This window comes from Acinetobacter sp. WCHA55 (assembly GCF_002165305.2).
GTDB lineage: Bacteria > Pseudomonadota > Gammaproteobacteria > Pseudomonadales > Moraxellaceae > Acinetobacter.
In genome coordinates, this window is record NZ_CP032286.1 from 1,916,313 (window position 1) to 1,935,507 (window position 19,195).

The following is a 19,195-nucleotide window of genomic DNA, read 5'->3' on the forward strand; positions in this document are numbered from 1 at the left end:
GACTTACTCGCTTGTTTTTGCTTTGGAAGATTGATCAATATGGACCGTCACAGGTTGCCCCATTTTCAACTGGTCATTCGGATCATTGACATAAATACGAACTTCATAGACCAACGTGGTACGAATGTCTTCGGTCTGAACGGTTTTCGGGGTAAATTCAGCAACAGAGGAGATATAACCAATTTTTCCAATGATCGGCTGATCTGGTTGTGAATCACGCAGAATGGTGGCCGTTGACCCCATTTTGATTTGTCCAAGCTCTGTCTCACTGGCATAGACGCGTACCCATTTTGGATCAGTTAAAGCAATGGTATAAACCGATTTGCTAGATGTCGTCATATCGCCCACCTCTTGTAAGCGTGCCCGTACAACACCATCCACAGGTGAGCGTAATTCACTTTGTGCAATTTGATATTTGATCAAATCCAAACTCGCTTTAGTCGAGTCATATTGTGCTTTTGCCGCTTCACGATCTTCTTTGCGCACCCCTTTTAACAGCAACTGCAAATTGGCTTCACTTTCACGCAAAGCCGCTTCGGCTGTTTTCATAGTGCTTTTAGCTGCATCAACTTCTTGTTTACTCACCGCTTGGCCTAGCGAACTATTGTTTAACACCGCTAGACGTTGATATTGTTTATCGGCATTTTCGAGTTGTGCTTTAGCTGATCCAACTTGTGCCTTTGCTTGAGCAATCTCTTCAGGTCGATTGCCTGCGGCTTGCTTATTTAAAGCTTGCTGTTGAACCTGCAATTGCGCATTGGCTTGTTGGGCTTGGATACTTAAAGATTCTGTATTTAAATTCGCTAGCACTTGGCCTTTTTTGACACGATCGCCTTCCTGAACAGTCATATTTTTAATACGCCCTGCGGTTTCAAAAGCAAGAGAGACTTGTCGAATATCAACATTGCCATACAACACGATGTGCTGCGCATAGTCCTTATCTCGATTCAACCACCAATATGCGACTGCCGATCCAAGCAAGACCAATCCAATCAGCACCGCGACGTGACTCTTTTTCATGCACACCAGACCTTTGCTTATTTTTAATACAAGTTTAAATTTAAATTAAATTTAAACTACAATAATTAAGTAAAAAAAGATATACTCCTCTCATAATTTTTTACGCAGAGTAAACAATGTCTAGAGCTGGACGTAGCGATGGTGACTTAACCAAGTCGAAAATTTTGGATGCAGCAGGTCGTTTAATTGCTCAGAATGGTTTTGCAAAAACCACCAGCAAAGCGATTGCGAAGCTTGCCGAAGTCGATTTGGCTGCCATTAACTATCACTTCGACGGTCGTGATGGTCTATATCGTGCCGTATTAGCCGAAGCACATACGCATTATATTGATGAAGAAAAGCTGTTGGCTTTATTAAACAGCTCCCGCACCCCAACTGAAAAACTAGAGGTTTTTTTTGAAACCCTGATCAGCAAATTGGTTGAAACGGATGTGTGGCACAGCAAAGTATTTATTCGTGAACTTTTTTCGCCCACCACACATTTATACGATTTTATGCAAACTGAGGGCGCAAGAAAATTTCTATTAATCAAAAAGATCATTAGCCAAGTTTCAGGTATTGATGAAAACCACCCTGCATTATTCGCCTGCGTTTTGAGCACAGTTGCACCGTGCATGATGCTGATTATCGCTGATTCAAACTTACCTGGGCCACTTAAAAATGTTTCGAAAGTTGAACCTGCGCTTTTGGTCAAACATCTCATGACCTTTTCAGTCGCAGGTTTAGCCGCCGCTAAACAACTTTATCTTTGATAAACCAACTGTCCTTGCTTATAAGTTGCAAGGACTTTGATGTCTTTGATTTTAGACGGTTCAATAGTGATTGGATTGGCGCTTAAAATAACAAAGTCACCGTATTTCCCTGTACTTAATGTGCCTTTAATATCTTCTTCAAAATACTGATATGCAGCCCAGTCTGTCATCGTTTTAAGTCCGATATACGGGCTGACTTTCTGCGCCTGACCCAAAACTTTGCCTGTTCGTGTAGTGCGATTAACCGTTGCATCCAGTACCATCATGCTTTTCGGTGGGATGACAGGAGCATCATGATGCTCGGTGAAAATCATGCCTTTTCTTAATGCTGAACCCGTCGGTGAAATATGTTCAGCACGCTTTTCACCTAATGTTTGCGCCACATGCCAGTCGCCCCAGTAGTAGGTATGCAAAGAAAAAAATGAGGGGATCAAGTGAAGCTGTTTCGCCCGATCCAGTTGATCTTCACGCATGGTTTGCGCATGAATAATCACATCACGTCGCTTTGAAGCATCATACTTCTTTTGCGCATTAGCAATCACATTGAGGTATTGATCAATCGCGGCATCACCATTTGCATGTGCCAAAATAGGCCATTGTTTCTCGAAAGCCAAATCAATCATGTGCTGAACTGTTTTTTGTTCTGGAAATGCAGGATAACCACGATAGTTCTTATCTTTCCCTTCAGGTGGAACCACATAAGGTTCGGTTAACCATGCTGTTTTACCTTGGGGCGAACCATCTAAACTAATTTTCACGCCACCAATTCTAAAGTGATTCACATAATTTTTACTTACTCCTTTTTCAAGCATATATGCCTGTTCAGAACTAATATCAGGATAAGAGACAACATCAATCGCTAATTTGTTTTGATTGGCCAAACTACGCCAAAGCTCTGAAGTGCCACGATCAGCTCGTCCCTCTTGTACCGTGGTATAGCCATTTGCCATATAGGTCTGTACTGCAGTCAATGCCATCTGTTGCATGATTTCAGGTGGTACGGTTTTAAAAGCTTGCATCATTGCCTCAATCACGACACTTTCTTCCAGTACACCATTTGGAATATTTGTCCCGACCACGCGTCGAATCACCCCACCACTAGGATTGCTACTTTTTTCATTAATGCCTAACAATTCGAGTGCCTTGTGATTTGCAGAAGCCAAATGTCCAGACTGATGCAAAATCAGCACGGGTTGAGTCGTTGAAATCTGATCTAAGTCCGAGGCTGTTGGATGGGCTTTCTCTTGTAGCTGGGCGTCATCATAACCATTGCCAATAATCCAACCAGAAGTGGCTTTTATAAACTGTGGATTTTGCTTTGCCCACGCCTTCATTGCTTGAATAAGTGTGGCAATACTCACCACATTACCATCTGGTGGCGGATATAAATTAGCCACAGTTTGCTGCATACCGACAGAGTTTAAATGGCTATGTGCATCAATAATGCCAGGAATGACGGTCTTGTTATTCAAGTTTAAGCGTTTAGCCTGTGGCGCAAGCTTTTCGGCCTCAGACAATGCGCCTGTATAACGAATCTTTCCGTCTTGAATTAACATGGCATCGACATAGCTGGGTTGCATGCCTTGCATGGTTAAAATGGGGCCACCATAGACTAATAATGCATTTTTCATTTGTTGTGTATTTGAAACCGTACTAGACGGACTGGATGTACAACCGCTTGTCAACAACACAGAGGAAGAAAGCACAGTTGAGAGTGCAAAAGAAACTTTATTAAAAAACATGGGCTAAACACCTCATATCACTAAATATTATATTTTTACTCTGTACGAGCATTCGTTATATCTATAAAACTTGGATACATCACATCAATACTCTACCTTAACACTTTAAGTCAGCGCTTGTCAGGCAGAATAAAGTGCTCAATATTCAACGAATTATTGCAATAACTTTAAGATGTGCTGCAAACGGACATTGTCTATATTTTCTTTATACACTGCATAAATGGGTGCAATACACGGATTATTCGCCTTGAGCGCTTTATAAACAATCTGCTTATTCCAAAAGTCACGGATGGCTTCAGGCACGATGGATAAGCCAATTCCGGCAGCAATCAAATTTAAACTTGAAGTTAAACGTGGTGCTTCTTGTACGATTTTTGGACTAAAGCCTGCTTGATAACAACTGGCCAAAATATTATCGAATAAATCTTGCCCAGCTAAACGTCGGTATAGCACAAAATCATGTGGTTCAAGATCCAGCAAATGAATCGGTTCGGCTTGCTCAGCCAAAGGATGATTGTTGGGTAGAGCCACAATGAGCGGCTCATCCAGTACATGCAAACTGGTTAAACCGAGGCCAATCGGTGCAGGTTTGCGTAAGAACACAATGTCATTTTTTTCATTGCTAATGGAATCAATCAGCGAGCTACTGCCATCTTCTTCCAAATGAATTGAAACACGTGGAAAAGTTTCCCGAAAGTTACGCAGCAACGCTGGTAAAAATGGATGTAAGCCAACCGAGTTGGTAAAGCCAATATTAATCTGACCTTCGACCCCCAAAGAAATATCCTGCACACGTTTGGGAATTAACTGTGCATGCGCCAATATCGCAAGGGCTTCTTTGTACAAAACCTTACCTGCTTCTGTGACCTCAACACCACGCGGCAAACGCTTTAACAGTTGAGCATTCAGTTCTTCTTCCAAGCTTTTGATAATCCGTGTCAACGGTGGTTGTTGCATATTCAAACGAACAGCGGCATGTGAAATATTACTTTCTTCTACCACTGCAACAAATGCTCTAAGTTTATGGATATCAATCATGTCTGCCCCATCAAACATACTTTTTCAGTATATATAACGTCAAAAATAGCATTTTTCAACATATCTCTACAGGTTCATACTGAGCTCATTCAACAAAAGGTGAAAGACATGAACACTGAAGTGCTCCCTGCTGAACAAATAACCCACCCGACTTCTCGGGAACTATTTGCAGGCTTTATGAAGCTGGAACTCATGGGCTTTGGTGGTGTATTGCCACTTGCACACCAAATGGTTGTAGAAGACCAAAAATGGCTCAACACGGAAGAGTTCACACACTTATTGGGTGTCTGTCAAATTCTCCCTGGTGGGAACATCATCAATATGGCTGTTGCGATTGGCTATGAATTTCAGGGAGTTAAAGGTGCGATTAGTGCCGTTCTCGGATTAATTTTTGCACCGACGGTGATTGTGATTTTGCTGTATGAACTCTATGCACAATTTCAAAGTATCCCCGTGATTCAGCACATGATTCAGGGATTGGCAGCAGCGGCAGCAGGTTTACTGTTTGCCATGGGTTTAAAAATGTTGAATCCGATTCTGAAAAGCTACCTCACAATCTTTACTATCGCGCTAACCATCGTCTTTATGTTGATCATTAAAATTCCACTGGCACTGACTTTACTGATTTTAGTAGGCATCAATGTCGCTGTCTTAAGCTTGAAAAAAAGAGGAAAAAACGCATGATTTTACTCACCTTAGCCATCGTTTTTACCCAGCTTTCTATATTGGCCTTTGGTGGAGGCAATGCCATTTTGCCTGAGATGCAACATCAGGTGGTTGAAGTGCATCGCTGGCTTACTGCTACAGAGTTCAGCACCATGTTTGCCATGGCTCAAGCGGCACCTGGCCCCAATATGATGATTGTACCTTTGGTCGGCTGGCATGTGGCTGGGCCTGCTGGACTGTTCGTGACTTCACTAGCGAAGTTTGGTCCCTCTTCTGTACTGACTGTATTTGCACTCAAATTTTGGAATCAGTTTAAGGATCACCCACTACGTAGCGTGTTTGAAAAGGCGTTGAAACCAGTTACCGTCGGCTTGGTTTTGGTTAGTGCCTATATTATTGCCGCTGCATCTGCTCAGAACTGGTTACTCATCGCAATCGTTATCGTCGCTACTGGTTTAAGCTTAGTTAAAAAACTTCATCCACTGTGGGTCATGCTCTTTGGGGCAGTATCAGGCGCACTGTTTTTATAAACAGTCTGTTCATTATAATCAGTATCCAATAACACATACTTTCTGTTTCACCGTTACTTTCAAATAAATAGTTTAAGTCTTGCATCTGAAAACCAAGATGCAAGGCTTTGCCATTTGAGTCAATAAACATGTGAAAAAATCAAGGGTTAGGAAATATTCCCACCCAATGCAGTGATTAATTGCGCTGTATTTTTTAATTGGATTTGTTGCAACTCTAATGTGCTCTGTTCAGCTTGTAGCCTTAAATTCTGCGCCGTGACCACTTCCAAATAACTGACTAAACCTGCGTTATAACGTCGCATCACCACTTGTTCATTTTCTTTGCTCAGTTGTAGTAACTGAGCTTGTTCCAGTTGTTGTTGCTTCAAACTTGAAGTCTGCATTAAGGCATCATCGACTTCCTTCCAGCCCGTAAGTACAGCTTGCTTATAGGCTGCTAATTTTTCGTCATAGCTTGCCTGTGCTTGGGCAATTTCAGCTTGACGTTTTCCACCATCAAAAATAACCGAAGCCGCTTCTAATCCCGTAGACCATAAGTATGCAGGGGCTTGGAACAGTTGGCCCAACACTTGACTATTTAAACTCGTATTAAGACTAATACTAATATCTGGCAACCAAGCCGTTTGCGCTAAACCCAACTGCGCATGTGTGCTCGCAAGCTCCCGCTCTGCACGAATCACGTCGGGACGTTGAATGAGTAAACGACTGGGTAGCTGCGCAGGTACAGCAGGTATACTCAAACGTTGCTGACGTTTTGCCAATTGAAACTCAGTCACACTTTTACCCTGTAAGACTGACAGCACATTTTCCTGTAAATTGCGTTCACGCTGCGTTTCGATTTGCTGTATTTGCACTTGTTTCAACTGCGTTTCTGCCTGTATCACATCTGCCCGCGCAATCATCCCTGCTGTATATTGATTTTTTAAAATTTGCACCGAACGTAGGTAACTTTTTTGGGTCTGCTTTAATACATCAAGCTGCGCATCCAAAACACGAATGTTCCAATAAGCCTCAGTCGCCAATAACTGCTGATTTAACTTGACTGCGGCTAAGTCAGCCTGCACCGCTTCTAAATTTGCCTGTTGTCCCTCTATCGCTTTCGCTACACGTCCCCACACATCTGGAATCCAACTGGCCTGAACCCCTGTACTAAACTGGCTATTTGGAGAAGTATGCTTTGCGCCATTACGGTTGACAGCACCTTCTAAGCTTAGATTGACAGAACGACTGGCTTTTTGCTGCTCAAGTAAAGCATTGGCTTGTCTATAGCGTGCCTCGGCCTGTTTTAGATTTAAGTTTTCTGCATTTAACTGTTGCAACAGTTGACTTAAAACAGGGTCTTGATAAATGTCCCACCATGCAACAGCCTTACCTTTTAACTTTGCAGTTTCTGTCCAATTAAGCACCGCATATTTGTATTGATCAGCCACTTGAATTATCGGTGTTTTATATTCAGGAGGACGTATGACTGCCGTAGAACTACATGCAGTCAATAACAATACACAACTTAGGCTGAAGACATTTTTATAAACCAAACCTGACATTCTATTTTCCTATTTCTTTATCTATTTGCCTAATCTTTGCAGCATAAATTTACGTTTAAATCTTGAACAAGATTCAGCCCATTTTTCAAAGAGCAAATACAAAACAGGCGTTGTATACAAAGTTAAAAGCTGTCCAAGCACCAAACCACCCACAATGACCACACCCAAAGGTTGACGTAACTCTGCCCCTTCACCCCAACTACAAGCCAGCGGAATCGCACCTAATAATGCTGCGGTATTGGTCATTAAAATTGGGCGAAAACGTAGCGCCGCAGCAGACAACACAGCTTGATACGCTGACTTTCCTGCACGCCGTTCATATAACGTAAAATCAATCAATAAAATGGCATTTTTCACTACGATACCAATAAGTAAAAACATGCCCAATAATGCAATCAGGGTAAACTCAAAGTTAAATATCCATAAGGTCAACAGTGCACCCAAAGCCACAGCCGGTATGGTCGATAAAATCGTTAATGGATGCACCACACTTTCATAGGTCACCCCAAGCACGATATAAATCAGCACAATCACCGCAAAAATCAGTAAGGGGGTGCTTAATCCCGCTTGTAAACTTTCTGCCTCTACATCTTTATCTGTGGTCATAAAAACGTTGTTTGGCAACATCACTTCAGTGAGGACAGATCGGATCGCGGCATCAGCCTGTTCATAGCTATAGCCCTGTTTCACCACATAACCAATACCCATCGCGGCGTATTGATTACGTCGATACACTCGATCATTGGTAATTCCATAAGACCATGTCGCAAAGTTACGCAGTGGCACAGCCTGTCCATTTTTATTGGGAACTTGTACATTGGCTAAGGATTCAGGATATTCCGTGAAGTGCTTATCTACTTCCATGACCACATGAAACTGTTGGGTCTGATCATAAATGGTTGAAATCTGACGCTGTGAAAATGAGTTATTCAATACACTCGAAATGCTTTCAATGTCGACTCCCAAACGACGCGCTGCTTCACGGTCTACATCTAGGGTGACATGCTGCGCACCTTCATCCCCCATGGTTTCGACTTCCTCAAGTTCAGGCAGTTTTTGCATGGCCTGTGCAACTTTCGGCACCCATTGGCGTAGCTGTGCAACCTCATCTGACTGTAGTAACAGCATATAATCTTGACCACTGCCACTTGAAAAAGGATCATCCAGTTCTAATTCTTGTTCCACACGTGCTGAGAAAATTGCCCCAGCCTGCCACGGCGCATTTTTTTTCATACGCTCGACAATGGCATGTGAACTTTGCCCCTCACGTTCCGATTTGGGTTTTAAACTCACCATGAAAAAGGAATTGGTGGTTCCGCCTGCTCCCCCTGAAGTTCCAACCACATCTTTTACAGCAGGATCACTCAGCAAGCTTTGGCTAAAGGCTGCAATTTTGGGTTGCATAATTTGAAAAGAAAACCCGTCATCACCACGAATAAAAGCCTCAACTCGTCCTGTATCTTGCTCAGGCAATACTCGTTTAGGGAGGTGCTGATAGACATAGAATGAAGCACCTATCGCACCTAGCCAAAATAAAATCACGACATAGCCATGTGCTAGCATCCATTTTAAAGATGTTAAATAAGCATGATTGAACTGCTGCATGCAACGATGGCTAAATTGATATAAAGGTTGATGTTGGTCGCTCTCTAGCGGTTTTAAACAATGTGCAGATAAGCTTGGTGTTAACACCAAGGACACAAAAACGGACAACAGCACAATAAAAACTAAGGTCAGTGAAAACTCGCGGAACAGCCGCTCAATTACACCGCCCATAAACAGCACTGAAATGAAAATCACCACCAATGCCAAATTCATGGCCACTAAAGTCAGCCCCACCTCCTGAATCCCTTTAATGGCAGCCTGTACAGGAGAGTCTCCCTGCTCAATATGACGCTCAATATTTTCTAGCACCACAATCGCATCATCCACCACCAATCCAATAGCGACAATCACCGCCATAATGGAGAGGTTGTTTAACGAAAAGCCTGCCAAATACACCAAACTACAAGCACCCACCAACGTCACCAGCATGGCAATACTTGGTACAAGGGCGCTTTGTACACGCCCTAACATTAAAGCAACGACAATAATGACCAACAGCATGGAAAACAACAGCGTATCTCGCGCTTCCGCTAAGCCTGCGCGAATGATTTCAGAACCATCCATCACCGTAGTCAATTGTGCATCTGCAGGAATGAGTGATTTTAGTTCAGGCAGTTTTTCTTTTATTTGATCAATGGTTGCCACGGTATTGGCATTGGGTTGACGGCTGATTTTGATAATCACCGCGGGTTTACCATTATGAAAACCACTGACATAGCGGTTTTCAACAGAATCTTGCACCTCAGCCACATCTTTTAAACGCACAATTGCTTGAGCATTACGATGAATCACCAAGTTGGCAAAATCTTGCGCTTGTTTTAAATCATGCGACAGTGCAACTTGCCAACGAAGTTGATCGCTTTCAACCACGCCCAACGCTTGTACTGTATTACTTTTTTCAATTGCAGTACGGACTTGTTCCAATGAAACGCCCTGTGCAATGAGTGCATTCGGATTTAAGGTGATCCGCACCGCAGGCATAGACGCGCCATCAATTTCAACTTCACCAACTCCACTTATCTGCGCAAGATTGGGCTGGAGTTGATTGCTGGCAATTTCATATAATTTACCCGCAGATAAATGCTCTGAACTCAATGCCAAATAAAAAATTGGGCTTTGGCTGGGATTAACCTTGAAATATTCAGGTGGGCTAGGCATCCCTGATGGAAGTTGCGACATTGCAGTATTAATCGCAGCCTGTACTTCTCTCGCTGCTTCATTAATGTCCGTATCTAAGTCAAAGTGCAAAGTGACTTGCGTTGCGTTTTGACTACTAGAGGAATTAATCGCTTTTACCCCAGAAACGCCCATCATGGCCCGTTCTAAAGGTGTTGCAACAGTTGCCGACATACTTTCAGGACTTGCTCCAGGTAAACTGGCCCGCACCACAATGGTCGGAATATCTGCCTGAGGTAAAGACGCCACGGGTAAGCGGAAATACGCCAATACACCAAGCAACACAATTGCAATGCCCAATAACACACCAGTAACAGGACGATGAACCAAAGCAGAGAGCAGTTTCAAGACTCGCTCCTTGTTTCATCAAATTCAGCAAAAGGTAGCTTTGGGTTTTGAAAAGCATGCTGTAAACGGTCAAAAAACAAATAGACCACAGGCGTGGTAAATAAGGTCAACACCTGACTTAAAATCAAGCCACCAACCATGACAATTCCTAGAGGCTGGCGTAATTCAGCTCCCGACCCTGATGCCAACATGAGTGGAATAGCACCGACCAATGCCGCCAGTGTCGTCATTAAAATGGGGCGGAATCGCATCAACGCCGCCTGATAAATCGCTTGCTGAGGCGAAAGACCCTCTTGGCGCTGCGCTGCCAAAGCGAAGTCCACCATCATGATGCCGTTTTTCTTCACCAAACCGATCAATAAAATAATGCCGATTAAAGCAATCATATCGAGTGGTCGACCTACCATAAACAGCGCCAATAAAGCCCCAATTGCAGCAGACGGTAAGGTTGAAAGAATAGTGATGGGATGAATAAAGCTCTCATACAGCATCCCAAGCACAATATACATGGTCACAATCGCTGCAATTACCAACCAAAAGGTATGCTGCTGCGAGTTTTCAAATGCAGCCGCCGCCCCTTGTAGCTGAAGCTTAACTTCAGCAGGTAAATTGAGCTGCTGTTCTACACGTTGAATAGCTTGGATGGCATCTCCCAAAGCGACGCCTGTTGCAAGGTTAAAAGAGATACCATTGGCAGGAAACTGAGCTTGTTGCTGTAAAATAATTGGGACACGTTTTTGCACAATGCTTGCCACAGAACTGAGTAAAATCGGCTCTCCACTGGCTGTATGAATATAAGTTTGCTCTAAAGCTTGTATACCTTGAGTTAATTCTGGCGCCAGCTCGAGTACAATGCGGTACTGATTCGACTGGGTATATAAAGTTGCAATTTGTCGCTGTGCAAATAGATTTTGCAAAGCCAAACTAATGTCTTCTACTGTTAAGCCGAATCTCGCTGCTGCATCTCGATTGACATCAATATATGCCTGTAAACCTTGCCCAGCGTTTTCACTGCTCACTTCTGCAAACTCGGGTTGTTGGCGTAAAGCATCTACCAAGACAGGTGTCCATAACGCCAAGTCTGTGGTTTTTGCTGCTGTCAAACTGAGCTGATACTGAGTTCGACTAATTTTATCTTCAATACTTAGCTCCTGCACAGGTTGCATCCAAGCTTGAATACCCTGAACATAACCCAACTCTTCACGCAGACGTGCCATCACTTGATCTGCACCTTCTCGTTCTGCATGTGACTTTAAGTTAATAAGAATTCGGCCATTACTGAGTTTTGGGTTATTGGCATCAATACCAATAAATGAAGACAGACTTTCAACAGCGGGATCTTTTAAAATTTCAGCCGCTAGTGCTTGCTGGCGCTCACTCATGGCTTGAAATGAAATATCGTCTGGGGCTTCGGTCACTACTTGGATAACGCCACTGTCCTGCACAGGGAAAAAGCCTTTCGGAATCATCCAATACAAGAACCCTGCGAATAACACTGTACTGAGCATAACTGTTAGTGTCAGGGTTTGATGCTGAAATACCCATTGCAAAGCTTTTCCATACTGCTGAATGATGCCATCCAAACTCCATCTATTCGCTGAAGTTTGATGCTCTGCTTCTTTTAGTGATGCTTTGCCTTTGAGCAAATAAGCACACATCATCGGCGTTAAGGTTAAAGAGACAACCAAAGAAATCGCAATTGCAGCCGCCAAAGTCACTGCAAACTCATGGAACAAACGCCCGACGACATCCCCCATAAACAGTAGCGGGATGAGAACTGCAATCAATGAAATAGTTAAAGAAATGAGCGTAAAACCTATTTCCTTCGACCCTTTGAATGCCGCTTGCATCAGGCTTTCACCCGCTTCACGATGTCGTGCAATATTTTCCAGCATCACAATCGCATCATCCACCACAAAGCCTGTGGCAATGGTCAGTGCCATTAAGGTCAGGTTATTGACTGAAAAACCTAAAAAATACATCAGTACAAACGTACCAATGATTGACAGTGGAACAGCAATACTCGGAATAATGGTTGCAGATAAATTTCTCAAAAAGAGAAAAGTCACCATTACGACTAAACAGACGGCAAAAACCAATTCCTTTTGTACATCGTGGATTGAACTACGAATACTCTCGGTACGATCGGTCAGTACTCGAATTTTGACGTTTTCAGGCAGGTTCTTTTGAAGTTCAGGCAACAACTGCTTAATCTGATCGGCCACTTGAATCACGTTGGCATTCGGTTGGCGCTGTACATTCACCAAAATGGCGGCTTGACTGTCTGCCCATGCCGCCATATAGCGGTCTTCACTGCCTTCAATCACCTGTGCCACATCTTTTAATCGAATCGGGGCACCGTTATTCCAGCGTAAAATAAGGCTTTCATAGTCTCCAATTGAACGAATTTGATCATTGGCATCCAGCATGGTACTGCGATATGGCCCATCAAAACTGCCTTTGGGTTGACTGGCATTGGCGGCATTGATTGCGGTACGGACATCTTCGGCACTCATTTTATAAGCGGCAAGTGCAGCAGGATTCATTTGCACACGTATTGCTGGTCGTTGCCCACCAGCAAGGCTCACCATACCCACACCCGTGAGTTGAGACAGTTTTTGTGCCACCCGAGTATCCACCATGTCATAGACCGTGGTGAGGGGTAAAGTTTCTGAACTAATTGCTAAGGTAATGACAGGCACATCGGCTGGATTGACCTTTCGATATACAGGTGGTGTTGGCAAATCACTTGGCAATTTACTGCTGGCAGTGCTTAGTGCAGATTGTACTTCTTGCTCTACTACACCCAGTTCAGCACTTAACTCAAACTGTAAGGTAATGACAGATGCCCCGACAGAACTCTGCGAAGACATTTGCTTTAAGCCCGCAATTTTGCCCATTTCCCGTTCAAGCGGTGCGGTGATAGTCCGTTGTACCGTGTCAGGGTTTGCCCCAGGCTGAAAGGTATAGACCTGAATAATCGGATAGTCGACCTGTGGCAAGGCTGACACAGGTAAAAGTCGCCAAACCAATAGTCCACTAAACAGCAATGCCAACATCAACAACGTGGTTGCGACTGGACGGACAATAAAGAACTTTGAAATATTCATGTCTTATCCAACAGCAGGTCTTGATGTTGCCATCACTTGGGGTTGATCCGAGACAATTTGTACTTCTTTTCCTTCTGCAAGGCGATCAATCCCTTCTAAAACCACCTGCTCCGTACCGTTTAATCCTGTTAAAACTTGAATCTGACCGTTAGAACTCAAACCCAATGTGAGCATACGAATTTCTGCTTTTTTCTTCGGATTAACGATATACACATAAGTCCCTTTGGCCCCATGTTGCACGGCGTCACTTGGAATACTGACAGTGTTTCGAATAGTGTGTGCATTTAAACGAACATTGACAAACTGATTGGGAAATAAGACATCATCACGATTATCAAAAATGGCCTTGATCTTTAATGTGCCTGTATTGGCATCAATCTGGTTATCCAACGCCTGTACATGCCCAACCGCAAGTTGCTTTTGTTCTGCTTTATCCCATGCCTTGACTGGGACTTGATGTCCCTGTTTCATGTTGTTACGCAAATGAGCCAAATCATGTTCAGCAACTGAAAACTGTACATAAATAGGATGAACTTGAGTGATGCTAACCAAACCTGTCGTGTCATTGGCCTGTATTAAATTACCTGCATCTTTCTGTTGAAAACCAACTCGACCATTAATTGGTGAATAAATTTTGGTATAAGACAATTGTAATTTTGCTGCATCAACCTCAGCTTGATTGGCCTGTATTTGCCCTTTCAACTGATTGACTAGAGCTTGCTGTTGCTCTACTTGTTGTTTAGCAATTGAGTCTTGCTTAAAAAGCAGTTGATAACGTGCTAACTCCGTTTCTGCATTTCGGAGTTGCGCTAAGTTTTGCTGTTGTGTGCCTTCTGCCTGTGCCAAAGCCACTTGAAATGGTGCAGGGTCAACTTGAGCAAGAAGTTGTCCTTTCTGGACTGTCTGACCTTCTTTAAAATAAATCTGCTTGAGAACACCAGAAACCTGAGTTTGCACATTCACTGTATGGGTCGAAACAACTGTACCGATGGCTTTAATTTCCACCTGCAAGTCTTGTCGCTGTACAGGCACAACACGTACAGGCACAGGTTTATCCCATTGACTATATTCTTCGCTAGGCTGCGACATAGTATTTTTCCAATACAGCCCTCCCATGCCTAACAACAAAATGACAATAATCAATCCAATCCAATATGTTCGACGATGAAGAAAATGCTTTGCTGGGTCGTTATTGTTCAATGGCTCACTCATTACATTTCCTATTCATTACAAAAAATTCTCGCCCAACAGGTACTGTTCAAAACGGTAAGAACATACAATTTTTTAAAATTTGATCAAATTAAGTATTTAAAAAATTGAAATTTCTTATTACAAATCACGCATATCTATTTGTAAGACGTATGAAAACCTAAAAAAGCTCACAGTAAATGTTGCATTTTGTAATTGCATTTAATAATGATTATCATTAATATTCAAGCATTCATTTGCTTATTCCACTTTTACTGCTGAGATTCAGGATATTTTTCTAGGGTCATGAGTTGAAAATATGAACTTAAATGTCCAAAAAAAAATGTGGTTTAGCCAGATATACAGCACACACCAAACCACGCTGTTGTCATGGTTTAAACATAAATTGCAACACCATCATCAGTCTGAAGACCTGAGTCAGGAGGTGTTTTATCGTGCACTTAAAAGTGAATACTGTTTTGAAAAAATTAAAGAGCCTCAAGCATGGCTCATGAGTATTGCGAAACATGTGATTATTGATCACTGGCGACATCAACATGTTGAAAGGTTGTATTTAGATGCTTTGGCTCAGTTACCTGAAAACTATTACCCTTCGGCAGAGCATGAGGTGTGCATTCGAGAAACGCTTTATCAAGTACATCGCATGCTTGAGAAGCTACCAACGCGTACAGCACAGGTCTTTCTAATGTCCCAGTTAGATGGTCTCACCTATCGGGTGATTAGTGAGAAATTGAATATTTCTGAGGCAACGGTAAAAAGAGATATGAAGCAGGCTTTTTTAGCTTGTATAAGTCTTTATAATCCTGTTGATTAATTCATCTTATTATAACACTTATGCCACAGCACTCTTCTTTACCTAATCATATCCTAGATGAAGCAGCCGATTGGCTAGTACTGATTCATTCTGGAGAGGTAACCGAGGAACAACGAGAGCAATTTGAGCAGTGGAAGTCAAAAAATAAAGAACATGCTTTGGCTATTTCACAGATTGAACGTTTTACACAAGGATTGTCTGATTTACCCAATTCTTTCCAACCAGATACCTTAGTTAAGTCTAAACATACATTTAGCACCTCTTTAAAACACAATATGCTGTTTGGATTATCAGGGTTCTGCATTATTGGCTTAAGCCTTTATTGTATCCCTTGGGCAAAGCTACAAGCTGATTACCATAGTCAAGTGGGTGAAATTAAAACTGTGCCTTTAGCGGACGGCACAGAATTGATTTTAGCCAGTAATAGTTATGTCAATATCGACTTTTCAAAACAAACCAGACAAGTTGAATTGGTTGAAGGTGAGATTTATATTCAGACGGCAAAAGATCCGAAGCATCGCCCATTTATAGTCACGACCAAAGATGGAAAGATTGAAGCCTTAGGTACACAGTTTACAGTTCGCCAAGAAGACGAATATCGCACTAAAGTCAAAGTTTATGAACATGCAGTAGCCTTATATCCTGCCAAAACAGATACACGCAAACTTTTACAACAAGGCCAACGTACCAGTTTTGATGCCGATACAATTTCAGTCATCTACCCGCTTCAAAATGACCAACCCTATTGGACACAACATTTACTGGTTGTAGAACAATGGCCACTTAAAAAAGTATTGGATGAATTGTATCGTTATCAAAATGGAACTTATTTTATTGATCCTGAGTTAGAAAAAATTCGTGTTTCAGGGGTGTTTTCATTAAAAAGCCCAAAGCAAAGTCTAGAGAACTTGGCCTATACTCATCAGCTTGAGCTGGATTATTACAGTTCATATCTATTAAAAATAAAAAAAAGATAAAAATATGACCCTTTTTTTGAGCTGACTCGACTTATACAGAAATACACTCCCAGTCGAGAACACCGCATGAAGGATTATCAGGCAAAATGTAGATTAGCGATGGCTATTCGCGCTGTTTTATGGGGCATGCCACTGATGGCAGGAAGCTTCGCTACCACTGCTGTTTATGCTACCACAACGTATCCTGTGAACTTTACTCAACTCCCTTTAGATGAAGCACTCAAACAACTCGCAATCCAAACAGGGACAACCATCAGCTATGACTCAAAGGCTCTTTCAAATTTGCAAGCGAAGGCGCTAAAAGGTAATTATGCTCTCGATCAAGCGTTGGCTGCGTTATTGCAGCCCCATGCCTTGCTTGCAGTCAAAGTCAACAATGGCGGCTATAGTGTTCAAGCAAAACAACGAGTTCAAACTCAAACAAGAGAAGTTCAACTCGAAGCCATTCATAGCCAAGCCAAAAATGCTTCAGGTGCAAATAGTAGTCAAGTAATGAGTGCAGATGCAACGGCTCAGCTCGCGACTATTTCTTTAACAGCAAACTCAGGCAATAACTTAACGACTGAAGGCTCGGGTTCTTATACAGCCAAAGCCACCACAGCTTCGACAGGTTTGGCACTTTCACTCAAAGAAACGCCACAATTGGTGAGTGTCATTACCCGCCAACAAATGGAAGATCAAAACCTCACGCAACTGACCGATGTTGTTTCACAGGCCGCAGGTTTAACCATTAACCAAAGCGGCAACATTGGTAGTGACTTATCGCCTATTTATGCACGTGGTCAAACGGTTGATAACTATTTGCTCGATGGCGTAAAGCTGATGAGTTCATATAGCAGTATCTTCCAAAGTCAGGACACCGCTTTATTTGACCGAGTTGAAGTCGTACGTGGTGCCAATGGCTTAATGACGGGTGCAGGCTCTGCCAGTGCCAGTATTAATATGGTACGTAAAAAACCTTTACAAGACTTTAAAGCCTCGGTCAGTGCGAGCGCAGGTTCATGGGACACTTATCGTACCGATGTCGATGTCTCATCTCCATTAAACCAAACAGGAACGATTCGCGGACGTACCGTTTTAGCCTATCAAACAGGCGACTCTTATATCGACCGCTATAGTGAAGAACGTAAAATTGCCTATGGTGTTGTTGAGGCAGACCTTACAGAAAAAACTAAAGCCAGTTTAGGCCTCAGTTATCAAAAAATGGATATCTCAGGTATTGCCCGTGGTGGTTTACCTTCATTTTATACCGATGGCACCTTAATTGATTGGTCACGTTCAGACTCAAATGCCGCAAGTTGGAGTGAGTCCGATCGAACAACAACAGCTTATTTTGCAGATATTGAACACCAGTTTAACGAACGCTGGAAACTCAAAGGTGTCATATCTCGTACGATCACAGCATCTGATGAAATTGTCGGTTATGGGTACTCACGCTCAGGAATTAATAAAGAAACAGGGGCTGGTGCTGTACTTTATGGATCTCATTGGGACTATGAACCAACTCAGGACTTATTTAACTTAACCTTAAATGGTTCATTTGACTTACTCAACCAAACCCATGATGTGGTTTTAGGTACAACCTATGCCAGAAGTAAAAATAAACGTCCAACCTATTCGGGTTGGAGTGTAAGTACTTTAGATAATATTTTCGAATGGGACGGAAATACGCCTACACGCCCTGAAATGCCGATTGGAGGATGGTACAGCAATGATGAAAAAAGCCAGTCAGTATTTGGTGCAATACGTTTAAAATTGGCAGATCCATTGGCTGTGATTTTAGGAACACGTTTAGAAAATTGGCAACGCGTAGATAAAGACTACACCAACTCTGATCAGAAACTGGTTACCTCAATACGTGAAGAAAAAAATAAATTCATTCCTTATGTGGGCATTACTTATGACTTAACAGAGCAATGGACAGGTTATGCAAGTTATACCAATATTTTCTTACCACAAGACAAGCAAACCACCACAGGTAGCTATATCGATCCACTGGTCGGAAATAGTACAGAGCTGGGGATTAAAGGTGAATTCTTTGATAACCAACTAAACGTCGGTGCTGCCATTTATCAAACCCAAGAAGAGAATAAAAGCATTGCAATAGAGGGGGAAACTGCACCAGATGGCTCTCAAGCATACCGTACAGAATCTGGTACAAAAAGTCGCGGTTTTGAGTTAGAAGCTACTGGGAAACTAACAGATACATGGCAAGTTTCTGCAAGCTTTTCACGAAATATCTCTCAGGACAAAGATGGTAATAATTTAAATACCAATATCCCAAACAATACCGCTAAATTTTTTACCACTTATACCCTGCCTTATCTCGACGAAGCTTTAACAATCGGTGGCGGACTACGCTGGCAAAGTGAAATTTATCAAGATAATGTGCCAACTAAGACTCGATTCACACAAGATAGCTACGCATTGGTTGACTTGATGGCACGTTATAAAATCAATGAAAATCTTTTAGTGAATTTCAATTTAAATAATCTGTTTAATGAGAAATATCATCTATCGACCACCAACAGCTATTATGGTGCGCCAACCAACTTTAGAGTGGGTTTGAAATACGACTGGTAAATATAGGTCAAATATCATTGATCATTTAGTTGTATATCTGCGGCATTATTTTCATATAAAAATAATGCCGCTTTTTTATGT

General features: G+C 42.4%; 13 protein-coding genes. 6 read left to right on the forward strand and 7 right to left on the reverse strand.

Going from position 1 to position 19,195, the window contains the following annotated elements; all coding sequences use genetic code 11:
- Positions 1-3: 3 nt before the first annotated feature.
- Positions 4-1,020: an HlyD family efflux transporter periplasmic adaptor subunit gene (locus CDG62_RS12150; protein ID WP_087527862.1), complete on the reverse strand. Its 1,017-nt coding sequence runs from the start codon at positions 1,018-1,020 to the stop codon at positions 4-6.
- 116 nt (positions 1,021-1,136) lie between these two features.
- On the opposite strand from CDG62_RS12150, the gene CDG62_RS12155 reads away from it, so the two are divergent.
- Positions 1,137-1,772 carry a TetR/AcrR family transcriptional regulator gene (locus CDG62_RS12155; protein ID WP_087527863.1) on the forward strand — a complete coding sequence of 212 codons (636 nt, stop codon included), beginning with the start codon at positions 1,137-1,139 and terminating at the stop codon, positions 1,770-1,772.
- Here CDG62_RS12155 and CDG62_RS12160 read toward each other — a convergent pair.
- Together CDG62_RS12160 and CDG62_RS12165 are read right to left on the reverse strand one after the other, a co-directional pair.
- Positions 1,763-3,514 carry an amidohydrolase gene (locus CDG62_RS12160; protein ID WP_087527864.1) on the reverse strand — a complete coding sequence of 584 codons (1,752 nt, stop codon included), beginning with the start codon at positions 3,512-3,514 and terminating at the stop codon, positions 1,763-1,765. The two genes, CDG62_RS12155 and CDG62_RS12160, sit on opposite strands and share 10 nt — an antisense overlap.
- Positions 3,515-3,667: 153 nt before the next feature.
- On the reverse strand, positions 3,668-4,552 hold the full coding sequence (locus tag CDG62_RS12165) for a LysR family transcriptional regulator (RefSeq protein ID WP_087527897.1): 885 nt from the start codon (positions 4,550-4,552) through the stop codon (positions 3,668-3,670).
- Between the two features lie 108 nt (positions 4,553-4,660).
- Between CDG62_RS12165 and CDG62_RS12170 the strand changes: the two genes are divergently transcribed.
- Complete coding sequence (locus CDG62_RS12170; protein ID WP_087527865.1) at positions 4,661-5,236, forward strand: chromate transporter; 576 nt, start codon at positions 4,661-4,663, stop codon at positions 5,234-5,236.
- Positions 5,233-5,748, forward strand: coding sequence for a chromate transporter (locus CDG62_RS12175; RefSeq protein ID WP_087527866.1), 516 nt, complete (start codon positions 5,233-5,235; stop codon positions 5,746-5,748). Before CDG62_RS12170 ends, CDG62_RS12175 begins: the two co-directional genes overlap by 4 nt.
- Positions 5,749-5,894: 146 nt before the next feature.
- On the opposite strand, the gene CDG62_RS12180 is transcribed toward CDG62_RS12175, so the two are convergent.
- From CDG62_RS12180 to CDG62_RS12195, 4 genes are read right to left on the reverse strand one after another with little or no spacing between them, the layout of a single operon-like run.
- Positions 5,895-7,292 carry an efflux transporter outer membrane subunit gene (locus CDG62_RS12180; RefSeq protein WP_087527867.1) on the reverse strand — a complete coding sequence of 466 codons (1,398 nt, stop codon included), beginning with the start codon at positions 7,290-7,292 and terminating at the stop codon, positions 5,895-5,897.
- A 21-nt stretch (positions 7,293-7,313) separates the two neighbouring features.
- Positions 7,314-10,421: an efflux RND transporter permease subunit gene (locus CDG62_RS12185; protein ID WP_087527868.1), complete on the reverse strand. Its 3,108-nt coding sequence runs from the start codon at positions 10,419-10,421 to the stop codon at positions 7,314-7,316.
- The gene (locus CDG62_RS12190) at positions 10,418-13,531 is read right to left on the reverse strand and encodes a multidrug efflux RND transporter permease subunit (protein WP_087527869.1); all 3,114 of its coding nucleotides are present in this window, start codon (positions 13,529-13,531) and stop codon (positions 10,418-10,420) included. Before CDG62_RS12190 ends, CDG62_RS12185 begins: the two co-directional genes overlap by 4 nt.
- A 3-nt stretch (positions 13,532-13,534) precedes the next feature.
- Positions 13,535-14,743 (reverse strand): efflux RND transporter periplasmic adaptor subunit, encoded by a 1,209-nt coding sequence (locus CDG62_RS12195; protein ID WP_087527870.1) that lies wholly within the window; start codon positions 14,741-14,743, stop codon positions 13,535-13,537.
- 295 nt (positions 14,744-15,038) lie between these two features.
- Between CDG62_RS12195 and CDG62_RS12200 the strand changes: the two genes are divergently transcribed.
- The 3 genes from CDG62_RS12200 to CDG62_RS12210 all read left to right on the forward strand — a co-directional run bounded on the left by CDG62_RS12200 (position 15,039) and on the right by CDG62_RS12210 (position 19,114).
- On the forward strand, positions 15,039-15,554 hold the full coding sequence (locus tag CDG62_RS12200; protein WP_087527871.1) for a sigma-70 family RNA polymerase sigma factor: 516 nt from the start codon (positions 15,039-15,041) through the stop codon (positions 15,552-15,554).
- Between the two features lie 20 nt (positions 15,555-15,574).
- Entirely contained in the window at positions 15,575-16,531 is a 957-nt protein-coding gene (locus CDG62_RS12205; RefSeq protein WP_087527872.1) for a FecR family protein, read from the forward strand.
- Between the two features lie 66 nt (positions 16,532-16,597).
- A complete protein-coding gene (locus CDG62_RS12210) occupies positions 16,598-19,114 on the forward strand; it encodes a TonB-dependent siderophore receptor (protein WP_087527873.1) in 2,517 nt (838 codons plus the stop codon).
- Positions 19,115-19,195 lie beyond the last annotated feature (81 nt).

Bases quoted from the DNA above. Each gene is read 5' to 3' on its own strand.
- CDG62_RS12210 (WP_087527873.1), top strand. From the start codon at position 16,598: ATGAAGGATTATCAGGCAAAATGTAGATTAGCGATGGCTATTCGCGCT.
- CDG62_RS12200 (WP_087527871.1), top strand. From the start codon at position 15,039: ATGAACTTAAATGTCCAAAAAAAAATGTGGTTTAGCCAGATATACAGC.
- CDG62_RS12175 (WP_087527866.1), top strand. From the start codon at position 5,233: ATGATTTTACTCACCTTAGCCATCGTTTTTACCCAGCTTTCTATATTG.
- CDG62_RS12190 (WP_087527869.1), bottom strand. From the start codon at position 13,531: ATGAATATTTCAAAGTTCTTTATTGTCCGTCCAGTCGCAACCACGTTG.
- CDG62_RS12195 (WP_087527870.1), bottom strand. From the start codon at position 14,743: ATGAGTGAGCCATTGAACAATAACGACCCAGCAAAGCATTTTCTTCAT.
- CDG62_RS12205 (WP_087527872.1), top strand. From the start codon at position 15,575: ATGCCACAGCACTCTTCTTTACCTAATCATATCCTAGATGAAGCAGCC.
- CDG62_RS12170 (WP_087527865.1), top strand. From the start codon at position 4,661: ATGAACACTGAAGTGCTCCCTGCTGAACAAATAACCCACCCGACTTCT.
- CDG62_RS12180 (WP_087527867.1), bottom strand. From the start codon at position 7,292: ATGTCAGGTTTGGTTTATAAAAATGTCTTCAGCCTAAGTTGTGTATTG.
- CDG62_RS12165 (WP_087527897.1), bottom strand. From the start codon at position 4,552: ATGATTGATATCCATAAACTTAGAGCATTTGTTGCAGTGGTAGAAGAA.
- CDG62_RS12155 (WP_087527863.1), top strand. From the start codon at position 1,137: ATGTCTAGAGCTGGACGTAGCGATGGTGACTTAACCAAGTCGAAAATT.
- CDG62_RS12150 (WP_087527862.1), bottom strand. From the start codon at position 1,020: ATGAAAAAGAGTCACGTCGCGGTGCTGATTGGATTGGTCTTGCTTGGA.
- CDG62_RS12160 (WP_087527864.1), bottom strand. From the start codon at position 3,514: ATGTTTTTTAATAAAGTTTCTTTTGCACTCTCAACTGTGCTTTCTTCC.